This is a genomic window from Achromobacter sp. NPDC008082 (assembly GCF_042957345.1).
In the GTDB taxonomy this organism is placed as follows: domain Bacteria; phylum Pseudomonadota; class Gammaproteobacteria; order Burkholderiales; family Burkholderiaceae_B; genus Achromobacter; species Achromobacter kerstersii_A.
Genome location: NZ_JBIBIB010000001.1, coordinates 60,651 through 74,091 on the forward strand (window position 1 = coordinate 60,651; position 13,441 = coordinate 74,091).

A 13,441-nucleotide genomic window follows, 5' to 3' on the forward strand; every position below is an offset into this window, starting at 1 on the left:
CCATCATGGCACTGCTATATCGTGAACTGGACAAAGCCGGCATCCCGCTACTCGAACGTTTGAGGCGAGGGCAATTTCTTACCTTGCCTGAAATCAATCGTCTGGCAGACGCGGCTCAATATCGAGTTGCGGACCTTTCGGACGAACCTCTCGATTATCCGGCCAGCTCTACCGTGATTGATTTCAAGAAGATTCGAATGCGGCGGCGAGCCGCTGTCGAGGAAGTGATCGCTGTTGATGCGGCCAATCAGGCCTCGCGTATTCGGTACATGGCGGACTACCTCGGTTTCCTCGCCGACTATTTCGGAGCCGCCCTGTCGGCGCCGCAGAAGAACGAGTTGGCACAAGAGAGTGTGCGGGTGCTCAAGGCCCTTCAAGGCCAAATTCCTAAGGTTTCCAATAGAGCCAAGGTGGGCGCGCGTGAAGGGCTGTCGAAGGAAGATCAAGAAAGGCTGCTCGCTATTGTTCACCCAGACTCACTCAACAACCCGTGGAAGCGAGGATTCGTCCGCCTTCGCAATTGGCTGATAATTGTGCTCCTGCTTGCCACTGGCATGCGTCGAGGAGAACTTCTTGGCCTCCAGATCGGTGATCTGGATCCAAGTCTGCCTCGGCTGAGCATCCTCCGTCGAGCCGATGCAACTGAAGACCCTCGTCTAATTCAGCAAAACACCAAGACAAATGATCGAGAAGTCGAGGTGCGCCCGGCCATCATGAGGGCGGTTTGGAGCTACATCCGGAACGACCGAAACAAGATCAAGGCTGCCCGCAAATTTCCGCAACTTATCGTCGCCGATGACGGCCAGCCTTTGTCTCCAAAGAGCATTGACAAGATGTTTGCGCAGCTTCGCGAGGCTTGCCCAGGGCTGCCTGTCACGCTCACAAGCCACGTGATGCGTCACACATGGAACGAGCGCTTTTCCGAGCAAGCTGAACTGATGGGATTGACGGACACGGTTGAAGAGAAAGCTCGGAATGAACAACAAGGGTGGGCGGATGATTCTAAGTCAGCAGCAACGTACACCCGTCGGCACGCGAGCCGAAAGGGTCGCGAGATCGCCCTGAAACTGCAAGAAAAGCTCGATGAGTCAGGCATCTAACACTAGCCTTTCGGCGGCGCTGACGGTCATGCTTCCTGAGCGTGTCTTCACGCGTTCGGGCTCAAGCATTGACCCAAGGAGTGATGTTTGGGAGTGGACTGACGGCCCATTTGCGCCGCGAATTGACTTCGGGCGATACAACACGGCGTTCAAGTCGTTCGTCCCATTGCTAAAGCAGACGCTGATCCCTTTTCTCAAGAGGCACTCCTCCGGCTATATCTTGAATTTGGATAGCGAGTTTCATAGCTTCTCGGTCGCAATTGATGCAAGTTTTACGGGGGTGATCACCCCCCAACATTTCTCGAACTATGCGGCTCGTATGCTCGCTGCTAGACGTTGGCGACTGAGCTTACTGAGCTTGCTGCTTCGCAAGTGGGTAGAGCTTGGCTTTCCGGGAGTTGATCCAAAGTGCGAAACGTACTTGTTGGAGCGATGTATTCCAGGTGGGAAGAAAGGCGAACCGGTCAGAACACGCGACCCGATCAGAGGGCCATTCAGCGAGGACGAATACACCGCGCTTCATTCAGCTGTGAACGCCGCATACGGAAGGGAAGAGCTCCCCTTGTGGTCACTTGTCATCACAAGGTTGCTCCTCGCATGCGGCGGCCGTATATCGCAGTATGCGTCACTGAAGATCTGCGATTTTGACCGCGACTCCGCCGTGCTCAATCTCCCTCACGCGAAGACGGGGGAGAAGCATATGCGGACCAGCTTTATTGCATTCGATATCGGCCCTCAAACTACTCGGCTCCTCTCAGACTACATTGACGCCTTGCGTGCAATGGGCAACGGCTACGAATCTCCGCTGTTTCCCGCATCCGTGATCATGCCAGTCGGACCTAAGAGGCAGCTTCGCGAATCGACAGACTTCTACGGGCATTGCGTGCCAAGTAGCCTCTCGCGCTGCTTCGTCCGGATCTTAGCGGAAATTGTCCCTCCCACGGCTCGGCTCGACTTCGCACCGTTACCCGTCACACCAAAGCGGTTTCGGTACACGTTTGGAACACGAATGGCGGAGGAACGTGCGAGCAAGGTATTGATCGCAAACCGCCTTGGTCATGCAGATCTTCAGCACGTAGATGTGTATTTCTCGGCCTCACCGAAGATTGTAGAGAACATCGACAAAGCGATCGGCTCCATGCTTGTGCCGCTTGCTCGAGCATTTCAAGGGCAACTGATTGAGGACGAAGGGCACAGCACCCATAAAGGTGCTGTCGGTAGCCGCATTGTCGACTTCCGCGTTTCGACTGACCCTGTGGGTAGTTGCTCCGGGAAGGGAAGTGGCTGCGCGTTCAACAAGCCGGTCGCCTGTTACACATGCTTTCGGTTTGAGCCTTGGCTCGACGCACCGCATGAAAAGGTGCTTCAGCGCTTGGAGCGGGAGCGCGAAAGATGTTTGACGGACGAGCGGATGGCGGCGGTGAACGACGAACCGATTCAGGCTGTTAAGGAAGTCATCTGGTTGTGCTCACAGGTTCAGAAACAACGAGGACAAGATAAAACAGAGGACGCAGCGTCATGAGTGCCACTGTTCTGATTTTTACTCCTCAGGCTGAATTAGAGCCGTCCGCCAACGTCGCTGCATTCATTGAGTTCTGCCGAAAGTCCGAGGTTCTCGGTGCTCGCACGCAGTTCGATAGGAACGTCTGGGAAGTCGGATATCAAAAGGGGCAAAATAAGATCCTGAGGGCCATCTTTAGTACGCTGGAAGCCTCGGCACGAGACGAACCCGAGCCCCACCTTTCGCAACCTTTTCTTGACTTTGCTAAGGCGACGATTGTCTATCTGCACGACAAACGCCCAGTCGCGTCTCAAAGCATTCGCATCGCAGCACTTCGCTGCATGGAGGCCGCCTTGCGCGAAGGTGCAAAGGGTTTAAGTCCGACAGCGGTAGACGAGATCGTGCTGGACCGTGCAGTCGGGCTTGCCCGGGACCGGGTGTCGCCAGGCGCGGCCTACAGGGTTGCGGGGCAGTTGCAGCTCATTGCTGATTTGATGCGTTCAAAGGGCTTCATCACGCTCCGCCAACGATGGAACCATGGAATTAAGAAGCCACAGGAAGTGGGATCGCGCATCTCGAAGGACGCATTGCAAGTGCGGCAAAAGAAGTTGCCATCTGCCGCGACGCTCCGTGCACTTGGCGGAATCTTCTTTCAGGCAGTCGAGGTTCGCGATGTCGTGGTGTCGAGCAATACTAGCCTGATGCTCTGCGCCCCGGAGCGAATCAATGAAGTGCTTCGGCTGCGGCGCAGTTGCATTGTGGAAGGGGACGGTGAGTTTCAGGGAAAGCTTGGACTGCGTTGGTCAGGATCGAAAGGTTTCCAGAATTCGACGAAGTGGCTTCCAACGGAAATGGCACCAATAGCTCGTCAAGCGGTCGCAAACCTTATCCAGGTGACAGGTCCTGCGCAGAGGCTTGCCGCTTGGTACACGGCGAACCCGGAAAAGCTGTATTTCCACGAGAGAGCCGTACACCTCAGGGAGCGAAAGGTGGTGACCCTAGCAGAAGTCGGTTTGCTTTTGTGGGACGATGAAACGGCGGACGGCTCGGCCAACATTTGGGCGCAGATCACCAACAACTTACCAAAGCAATCGCTTGGTGGGCGTGTCGGCTTCCTGCTCGCCGATGTCGAACGTGCAGTTCTTGCTATGCTGCCGAAGACGTTTCCTTATATGCCTGGGGATCCGGAGCTCCTGTGCCAAGACGCAATGGCTCTTGTTCGCGTGAACGAGATGCATGCGACTAGGGCGACCTACAGGTGCATGTTCAGTTGCGTGGACCACGGCGTCATTACAAACCCCTTTGGTGGGCGTGACGACCGTGCCTCTATTTTCGAGCGATTTGGCTATACCGAGGACGACGGATCTTCCATTGAACTGCGCAGTCACAGCCTGCGCCACTATCTGAATATGTTGGCTCAAGTCGGTGGATTAAGCAGTGCCGAAATTGCCATCTTTTCAGGCCGACGTGATGTAAAGCAGAACTGCGCGTACAACCACATGAGCTCACTGGAGCTTCAGGCGCCGATCAGCGAAGCCCTAAAACTCGGATTCACATCGGAGCTTGAGCTCATGTCGAACGGCCCTCGCAAGCTGTCGACGCGAGGTGAGTTCAGGAACCAAAACCTCACCGCAGCTCACTCGACCGAGTATGGCTGGTGCATTCACGACTTTGCGTCCGAGCCGTGCCAGATGTATCGGGACTGCATCAACTGCGAGGAGCAGGAATGCATCAAAGGTGAAGAGGAAAAGGAGGCGAATCTGCGTTTGCTGAAGAGCGAAACGGAGTATCTACTGAACCAGGCTAAGGCTGCTCTTAGCGAGGAGGAGTACGGAGCCGACAATTGGGTTAAGCATCAGTCGACCACGCTTGAGCGAATAAAGTTGCTCCTGTCGATTCTGGAGGATTCCACGGTTGCCCACGGAGCACGGATCCGGCTGGACATCGCGAGCGCTCCTTTGATCACTGTCAACGATCTCCACCCGAACAAGCCGGTGAAGAAGTCGCGTGCGAGGCTGCTGACATGAAGAAAGTTAGAGCTCCTGATCTCACCCCTGAGCTTATTGCTCAAGTTCTCGAGATGCTTGATACCTGGAAAGGTAAGCTGACCTGGGACCTTCTGCTCACCGCCTTCGAGACATCATGTGGTCACCGCTACTCGCGATTCACCTTTGCAGAGTATGACGAGATCGCTATTGCCTTCTCGGTCCGAAAGGAAGCGTTGCGAGGTAATTTTTCTCATTCACGTGGAACGCCTCGCGACGAACGTATCCGGGCCGCGCTGGCGCAAGCAGAGCGTGCAACGGCCAAGGCAAAGCGTCTGCAGGTCGAGAACGACCTTTTGATTGAGCAGTTCGTAACCTGGGCGATCAATGCCGAACGCAGGGGCGTCACACTTGATATGTTGAATGCCCCGTTGCCGAAACCCGAGCGGGACCGCTCCAAAGGAGTCAGGTAATGCCATGCTGGCAGCGGCAAATGCCTTTGCCTTCAAGAAGGATGCCCTGAGGGGAAGCTGGAGTAGCGCGCCGACCACGCCTCGCGATGCGCGGGTACGAGCGGCATTGGAGCAGGTCGACCGGCTGACACAGGAGAACCGATTGCTTAAGGAACACGGGCACACAATGCAGAGCGCAAAGGGGTGACCATTATGATGCTCAACACGCCGCTGCCGAATCCGGGACGTGAGCGATTCAAGGGGCCGAAGTAACGGAACAACTCCAGCGGCGGAAGTCCTCAGCGGCGAGGCTCCAACGGACATCAATTCTGTTCAAACTCTACGGCCTCCGCCAGCAATGGATAAGCTTCTTGAAAAGCTCACCCTCCTTGCTACAGACTGCTGCTAGCGCCAATAGGATGGTAGTGCCGCTTTAAAACCCCTGACCCTAACCCCGAATTAGTCCGGATCAGAAGTAGAGATTTCCGGCTCATTGAGGTTGGTACTATGGCCGCTGGCCAAGTGCTGGCGCGCGTATTCAGCAGGTGCCTGCCACTTCAGCGCGGAGTGGGGACGAACCTCGTTATAGTACGTCCGCCAGGCGTCGATTTTCTCCTTGGCGTCGGCAAATGACAAGAACCAGTGGCTGTTCAGGCATTCCTGACGGAAGCGGCCATTGAAGGATTCGCACTGCGCATTGTCCGTCGGCTTGCCGGGCCGGCTGAAGTCGATTTCCACCCCATTTTCATACGCCCATTTGTCCATGGCTTTGGAGATGAACTCGCTGCCGTTATCGGTTTTGATGACGCGCGGCAAGCCGCGCAGTGCGCATACGCGACCGAGCGTCGCCACCACATCGTCACCCCGCAGGTTTTGCCCAATGTCGATGGCCAGACACTCTCTGGTGTAATTGTCGACCAGAGTCAACGCACGCAGGCGGCGACCATCGAACAATTGGTCCATGACGAAGTCCATGCTCCAGATGTCATTGATGGCTTGCGCGACCGCTTTGGGTTGGCGACGTTGCGCCGACTTATTGCGCTTGGGGCGCTTGTGCCGCAACGACAAGCCTTGTTCTCGATACAAACGATAGACCCGTTTGTGATTGTCTCGATAGCCTTCGCGGCGCAGCATCACGTGTACACGCCGGTATCCGTAGTGAACGCGCGTATGCGCTATCTCGTGGATTCGCATGACCAGCGCGCCACTGTCGCGTCGGCACGATTCGTAGCGATACAACGACCGGGAAATCATGACTGCGGCGCATGCCTTGGTCACGCCGACGCCGTAGCGCTTCATCAGATCATCCACGAGTACGCGGCGCCGCGAAGGCTTCAGAGCTTTTTTGCCAGAACGTCCTGCAACATTGCCTTGTCCAGCGACAGGTCCGCGACCAAGCGCTTAAGGCGATTGCACTCCTCTTCAAGCTGGCGCAGCCGTCGCAACTCCGAGGGACCAAGCCCGCCGAATTTCTTCTTCCAGTTGTAGAAGGTGGCTTCGCTCACGCCCATCTTGCGGCAGACCTCGGATACGGCCGTTCCCAGTTCGGCCTGCTTCAGCGCAAAGGCGATTTGCTCTTCGGTGTATTTCGATCTCTTCACGGCATGGCTCCTATTCCATATGGTGAAATCATGCCGGATTTCTCTAATTCAGATCGGTACTAAAAACTGGGTTAGGGTCAACCCAGCTCTAATTTGATTCGGTCAGGGTAGCCGCAGAATTGCCAGTTGTGCGCTCCATTTCGAATTATGCGCCGCTGTTTTTGAATCGGTAGATGCCTAGGAAACTCGAGGTAATTCCCTTTGTTTTTTGGATCCTCGATTTGCCTCCTAGCAGATGAGGCACACTTCTAAAGCTCTGCCTGAGACAACTTGCGGTGCGTATCGTCCACACCACATAGTTCGACGCAATTTCAAACATATTTCTATTTCAATTTGAATTATTGGGTAATATGTTGCTATTGTTCAAGCGGCCAATGAGCTGACGAAAACTCAACTGACGATCGCCGTTTGATCCGTGTCTGCACAAATCGTGAAATAGATTATGTAAGGGTTGAGATGAACAGTTCGCCTAAAAAGTCGCGGGTAAAAGAGGTCAGCGCTCAAATCAAGAGGGGTAGAAAAAGTTCAGCACAAACTCAAGCTCCAAAGCCTTCCGTTACATCGCAAACTCTGCTTACTCCCCAGGCTCAGCCCGAGCTTGTGATTGGCCTTGTAGGCCCTGTCGGTGTGAACTTGGACCCGATAATTGCTGCGCTTGGCGATAGTCTGGGGGTGGCCAAATACGACACACATACTATTCGACTGAGCAAACTTATTGAGAAGTTAGCAGAGGTTGACTTCAGCACAGGACCGGAGCACAACCGTATTGGCAATCTAATGACCCTTGGCACCCATCTTAGGGAGAAAAGCCAGTCAGGTGATGCGGCAGCGGTACTTGCTATCGCGGAGATATCTCGTATTAGAGCGGACGAAATAAGTAGTACCGAAGCAGACACTAAAGGCCAGGCGTTTATTTTGCGTTCGCTCAAGCACCCCGCTGAAATCGAGCGACTGCGCGCAATTTACGGAAAAGGCTTTCTTCTAATTTCTGTTTATTCCCCTAGGGACGTTAGAGTCGCCGCTCTGGCAGAACGGTTGGGCCGAGTAGGCGCCAATGCGAAAAGACTGGCAAGATCTCGTGCTGAGGAACTTATTGCTCGAGATGAGTCTGAGGATGATAAGGATCTAGGACAAGATGTCCAGGATGCATTTCCACTTGCCGATCTATTTGTCGACGCCAGAAATACAGAACGTCTAAGATCAGAGATAAAGAGATTTTTGCATCTAACGTTTGGAAATCGTTTTAGAACGCCGACAAAAGATGAGCATGGAATGTTCCATGCAAGGGCAGCAGCTTTACGATCTGCAGATTTGAATAGACAGGTAGGCGCAGCAATTATGGTGAACGGCAGCGATGTCGTTACGGTAGGCTGCAATGATGTCCCGAAATTTGGCGGCGATCAGTACTGGGAGGGGGATGCAGATGATGGGCGCGACTTCACTCGAGAAATCGACTCAAGTGCCGAGCAAAGATTGCAAATGTTTGAAGAGCTCTTTGAGCGACTACATTCGCATGGATATCTAAAAGCTGAGAAAGTTGAACAAGGGGTTCATAAGTTAGTGCCAGCCTTAGTTAACGGTTCAGAGAAGAAGGTGCTGAAAGGCATAGGCTTAATGAATCTACTGGAGTTCGGTAGAAGCGTGCATGCCGAAATGGCAGCATTGATGTCTGCGGCTAGATTGGGTAAATCTGTTAGTGGCGCGACTCTTTATTGCACCACGTTCCCTTGCCATATGTGCGCACGCCATATCGTTGCTAGTGGTATCAAACGGGTGGTCTACATCGAGCCTTATCCGAAGAGTCGAGCAAAGCAACTTCACGCGGATGCCATCGCGGTCGATCCTATCGTTCCCTCTTTTAAGCAAGTCAACTTCGAACCGTTTGAAGGGATCGCTCCGCGGCAGTACCAGAGCATCTTCTCGGCGGATGATCTTCGGAAGACGAATGAGGGTAGAATCCGGCCTTGGCGGATGGCCGACGGTAAGGTACGCTTTCAGCGTTACCTAAGTACGTACCGGGAATTGGAGATAGCACTCATCGAGAGTGTGGTGCCGGAGCTACAAAAAGCTATCTTTCCGCTGCCTAGCAACTTTGAAGGAACACATCATGTCTCAACCGCTAACCCTGAAAGAGCAAATCGAACGCGCTCGAAAAGAGGTACTTAGTTGGTCTGACGAGAAGCGCTCATGGATGAAGTTGGAAGGGACAGATAATTTCCGTGAGCGGATGTCGCCTGCAAGGTCGGAGCAAGTGCCCACCCCCCACCCTAGACACGTGGCCTGGCAATCATAGTCATCACCCCCATGCCTACGTCATTGCCCAGCCTCTTCGAGGCAATGGTTGTTTGATTGCTCTCATGTTTCGGGATCTGTGAGATCGCACCGACCTGAGGCAGCGGGGCATCTATGCGCTGCAATCCAGTCCGCTGGGGCGTTGCCTAAATTGGCCTCGTCGGGAGAAGTCTTGGGCATTGTTTTCCACAGCTTTGGGCGGATTACGAATCGCCTAGCCAACTGTTCGAACTCGATACGCACCACTTAGCAACGTACTCAACCCAGACTGCGTTCAAGAAATGCCGGTGGCCGTTGCCTCCCCGGGTGGTCGAGGGCCCTCTCCATCATTCGATGCTTTGCTTGAGGGTGCGCATCACTTGCTGGGGTAGCAACGAGACGTACTTCTTGATGAGCGCGCGGTTGCTATGCCCGTCGGCGAGCTAGTTTGGCGTGCAGTCCATCGACATAGCCAGTGCACGTCGGTCAGCAACTCAGGCGGTTGCCGCACCGGCCGGTAGCGCGGTAATCCCCCCGCAAAAGCGTCGTAGCCGGAAGTAGAATTTTCTCGATGAGGAGTTCTACAGCATGAAGCGACCAAGATTCACGGACAGCCAGATCATGGAATCGCTCAAGAGCGCCGAGGCAGGGCTGGCCGTGCCCGAGCTTTGCCGCGAGCTGGGGATCAGTTCGGCGACCTTCTACAAGTGGCGATCAAAGTACAGCGGCATGGGCGTGTCGCTGATGGCGCGCATGAAGGAGCTGGAAGCCGAGAACGCTCGGCTGCGCAAGATGTATGTCGAAGAGAAGCTCAAGGCCGAGATCGTGACGGAGGCGCTCGAAAAAAAGTGGTGAGGCCGTCTCGCCGCCGCGAGATGGCCCAACGTGCAGTGCAGGAGCGCAGCGTATCGATCCGGCTAGCCTGCGAGGCGTTCAACGTCAGCCAGACTTGCTATCGGTACATTGCGAAGGCGGATGCCGAGAACGAAGAGATCGCCAACTGGCTGCTGCGCCTGACGGACAATCATCGCAGTTGGGGCTTTGGGCTGTGCTTCCTGTATCTGCGCAACGTCCGGGGCTTCGGTTGGAACCACTAGCGCGTGTACCGGATCTACCGCGAGCTCGAGCTGAACCTGCGAATCAAGCCTCGCAAACGTCTGGTTCGCCAGACACCCGAGCCGTTGACGGTGCCGAGCACAGTGAACCAGGTGTGGTCGATGGACTTCATGCATGACCAACTTGCCGATGGCCGCAGCATCCGGGTACTGAACGTGATCGACGACTTCAACCGCGAAGCGCTAGGCATAGAGGTCGACTTCTCGCTGCCGTCCGAACGCGTGATCCGCGCGCTGAAGCAGATTGTCGGCTGGCGAGGACGGCCGTCGTCCATCCGCTGTGACAACGGCCCGGAATACCTGAGCTCGGCCATCGTCGAATGGGCTGGCGCATGGGGCATCAAACTCGAATACATCCAGCCAGGCAAGCCGCAGCAGAATGCGTACGTCGAGCGGTTCAACCGAACCGTGCGAAACGAATGGCTGTCCCAGTATCACTGGGATGACCTGGACCACGTCCAACGCGTCGCTACGCAGTGGATGTGGTCCTACAACCATGAGCGCCCGAATATGGCGTTGGGCGGCATCACCCCAAAACAGCGGCTGGCCATGGCCGCATAGCTTTCCTACTTCTGGCAATCGCGAGAAATGGGGGGATTACCTTCAACGTACTCCCAAGTAATACACTAAGATGCGTGGCCGTGAATGGCGGTAGTGACACCGCTTGGCAGTCAATGCCCGCATCGCGCCTTCCGTGCAGGGCGGCCAGTCCAGTTGAGATTAAATGATTACAGGCACCATCAAATCGCAGGTTGACCGCATCTGGGATGCGTTCTGGAGTGGCGGCATCTCCAACCCCTTGGAAGTCATCGAGCAGATGACCTACCTGCTGTTCATCAAGCGCCTGGACGAAATCCACAGCGTGCGCGAGAAAAAGGCAGCGCGACTGGGCAAGCCCATAGAAGAGCCGGTTTTCAGCCCTGAGCAGCAGAACCTGCGTTGGTCGGTGTTCAAGCAACTGGGCGACGCAGCCACGCTCTTCGACGTGGTTGCTAACCAAGTCTTCCCGTTCATCAAGACCTTGGGCGAAGCCGATTCCACCTACGCCACGCACATGAAGGATGCGCGCTTCACCATCCCCTCGCCCGCGCTGCTGGCCAAGGTGGTGGACATGCTGGACGCCATCCCCATGGATGATCGCGACACGAAGGGTGATCTCTACGAATACATGCTGGGCAAGATCGCCAGCGCGGGGCAGAACGGCCAGTTTCGTACGCCGCGTCACATCATCAAACTAATGGTGGAGATGATGGCCCCCAAGCCTGCCGACACGATCTGCGACCCGGCCTGCGGTACGGCGGGCTTCTTGGTGGCGGCAGCAGAGCACTTGCAGCACCATCACAGCAACGAGATCTACACCGACCAGGCAAGCGCCAAGCGCTTCAACCACGATACCTTCCACGGTTTCGATTTTGACAGCACTATGCTGCGCGTGGGCAGCATGAATATGCTGCTGCACGGCGTGGAAAATCCCGCCATCGAGAACCGCGACAGTCTGAGTGAAAGCCACGCCGGGGTAGAGGGTCAGTTCAGCCTGATCCTGGCCAATCCGCCCTTTGCTGGCAGCCTGGATTACGAAAGCACGGCCCAGGACCTGCAACGCATGGTCAAGACCAAGAAGACAGAGCTGCTGTTCTTGGCGTTGTTCCTGCGCTTGCTAAAACCCGGTGGTCGTGCGGCAGTCATCGTACCCGACGGTGTACTGTTCGGTTCTAGCAAAGCCCACAAGACTCTGCGTCAGATGTTGGTTGAAGGGCAGAAGCTCGACGCCATCATCTCCATGCCTTCGGGCGTGTTCCGCCCCTATGCGGGGGTGAGTACGGCCATCCTGCTGTTTACCAAGACGAACTCCGGTGGCACGGACAAGGTTTGGTTCTACGACATGCGGGCCGACGGTTACTCGCTGGACGACAAGCGGAATGAGTTGGATCAAGCCAAGCACCAGAACGACAACCTGCCGGATATCCTGAGCCGCTGGCAGAACCTGGCAGGGGAGGTAGAGCGCGAACGCACCGAGCAGAGCTTCCTAGTGCCGAAGGATGAAATTGCTGGAACTGATTACGACCTGAGCATCAACCGCTATAAGCAGGTGGTGCACGAGGTGGTCGAGTATGAATCGCCAGCGAAGATCATTGCAGAGTTGAAGGTGCTGGAGGCCGAGATAGCCAAGGGGACGGCAGAGCTTGAGGTCATGCTCGGATGAAGTCTCCTCCAACGCAATTGGGTACGCTCGTAAACGAGGTATCCACATGGAATCCGTCGCGAGACCATCAAGACAAAGAATTCACCTATATTGATCTGGGTTCAATAGATCAAATGACAAAGGCAATAACTGGCGCTCGTAAGATATCGTGTGGCGATGCCCCTAGCCGAGCAAGGCAGCTAGTAAAACCAGGCGATATTCTAGTCTCCACTGTTCGTCCGAACTTAAATGGGGTTGCAAAAATTTCGGATGCTTTGGGTGATGCCACCGCATCAACTGGTTTTTGTGTCCTAAGACCGCAGAAAGATAGACTCGATAGTAGCTACCTTTTCCATTGGGTAAAGACGCGCTCCTTTGTTGGCGCTATGGTCAAGCAAGCAACAGGGGCTAGTTACCCAGCGGTTTCGGACAAGATTATCTTTGCGTCGAAGCTTCCATTGCCTCCTCTGCTAGAACAGCGTCGTATCGCCGCAATCCTCGATAAGGCCGACGTCCTGCGCGCTCAGCGCCGTGCCGCCATTGCCAAGTTGGATGAATTGCAGCAATCGGTGTTCATCGAGATGTTTGGCGATCCTGTGACGAATCCTAGGGGTTGGCCTGAAACAACCTCTCTTGGTGAGGTCGCAGAAATCATTTCTGGCATTACCAAAGGCCGCAAGACTGCAGCTACAACACGAGATGTGGCATATATGGCTGTCTCGAATGTTCAGGATCGCTTCCTGAAATTGGATGTCGTTAAGCGGATTGAGGCAACGGACGATGAAATCGAAAAATATCGACTGCAGCGAGGCGATCTGCTCTTAACTGAAGGTGGAGATCCCGACAAACTTGGGCGCGGCGTACTTTGGCGTAACGAAATTGCTGAGTGCATACATCAGAATCATGTATTTCGTGTACGACTTACTTCCGATCAATTGCACCCGCTTTACCTCAACTGGTATGTGGGCAGTGAGCGTGGGAAGCGTTACTTCCTCAGACAGGCGAAGCAGACTACCGGCATAGCATCCATCAATATGCGTCAGCTCCGCGATTTGCCGCTGCTCATACCCCCGTTAGAGTTACAACAACATTTTGCGCGAATCGCTGAAAAGATCGAATTCCAAAAACAAATCATGCAGCGAGCCGCCGAAAAAGCCGAAACGCTCTTCGCCAGCCTGCAACAATGCGCTTTCTCTGGCAAACTCTGACATATCGAGTTACCAAGTCCAGGGCT

Annotated in this window: 8 protein-coding genes and 1 pseudogene; 8 read left to right on the top strand and 1 reads right to left on the bottom strand. The window is 54.9% G+C overall.

The annotated features are described in order from the left end of the window. Positions 1-5 precede the first annotated feature (5 nt). The 4 genes from ACFZAI_RS00345 to ACFZAI_RS00360 are packed head-to-tail and all read left to right on the top strand — an operon-like array spanning position 6 to position 5,059. Entirely contained in the window at positions 6-1,100 is a 1,095-nt protein-coding gene (locus tag ACFZAI_RS00345) for a tyrosine-type recombinase/integrase (RefSeq protein WP_391565046.1), read from the top strand. Next, the gene (locus tag ACFZAI_RS00350) at positions 1,084-2,622 is read left to right on the top strand and encodes a tyrosine-type recombinase/integrase (RefSeq protein WP_391565047.1); all 1,539 of its coding nucleotides are present in this window, start codon (positions 1,084-1,086) and stop codon (positions 2,620-2,622) included. Before ACFZAI_RS00345 ends, ACFZAI_RS00350 begins: the two co-directional genes overlap by 17 nt. Beyond that, a complete protein-coding gene (locus tag ACFZAI_RS00355) occupies positions 2,619-4,628 on the top strand; it encodes an integrase (RefSeq protein ID WP_391565048.1) in 2,010 nt (669 codons plus the stop codon). The genes ACFZAI_RS00350 and ACFZAI_RS00355 overlap by 4 nt, the downstream gene beginning before the upstream one ends. Beyond that, positions 4,625-5,059 (top strand): hypothetical protein, encoded by a 435-nt coding sequence (locus ACFZAI_RS00360; RefSeq protein ID WP_391565049.1) that lies wholly within the window; start codon positions 4,625-4,627, stop codon positions 5,057-5,059. Before ACFZAI_RS00355 ends, ACFZAI_RS00360 begins: the two co-directional genes overlap by 4 nt. A 438-nt stretch (positions 5,060-5,497) precedes the next feature. Here the strand turns inward: ACFZAI_RS00360 and ACFZAI_RS00365 are convergent. Further along, a protein-coding gene (locus ACFZAI_RS00365; protein ID WP_391565050.1) for an IS3 family transposase occupies positions 5,498-6,639 on the bottom strand; the annotation gives its coding sequence in 2 pieces (ribosomal slippage) (positions 5,498-6,387 and positions 6,387-6,639; 1,143 coding nt in all). A 456-nt stretch (positions 6,640-7,095) separates the two neighbouring features. Between ACFZAI_RS00365 and ACFZAI_RS00370 the strand changes: the two genes are divergently transcribed. The 4 genes and pseudogenes from ACFZAI_RS00370 (at position 7,096) to ACFZAI_RS00385 (ending at position 13,415) form a co-directional block, all read left to right on the top strand. Beyond that, entirely contained in the window at positions 7,096-8,805 is a 1,710-nt protein-coding gene (locus ACFZAI_RS00370; RefSeq protein ID WP_391565051.1) for an anti-phage dCTP deaminase, read from the top strand. A 693-nt stretch (positions 8,806-9,498) separates the two neighbouring features. Continuing rightward, positions 9,499-10,586 (top strand): annotated as a pseudogene (locus tag ACFZAI_RS00375) (IS3 family transposase). A gap of 163 nt (positions 10,587-10,749) precedes the next feature. Then, positions 10,750-12,228 carry an N-6 DNA methylase gene (locus ACFZAI_RS00380; protein WP_391565052.1) on the top strand — a complete coding sequence of 493 codons (1,479 nt, stop codon included), beginning with the start codon at positions 10,750-10,752 and terminating at the stop codon, positions 12,226-12,228. Further along, positions 12,225-13,415 carry a restriction endonuclease subunit S gene (locus ACFZAI_RS00385; RefSeq protein WP_391565053.1) on the top strand — a complete coding sequence of 397 codons (1,191 nt, stop codon included), beginning with the start codon at positions 12,225-12,227 and terminating at the stop codon, positions 13,413-13,415. Before ACFZAI_RS00380 ends, ACFZAI_RS00385 begins: the two co-directional genes overlap by 4 nt. Positions 13,416-13,441: the final 26 nt, after the last annotated feature.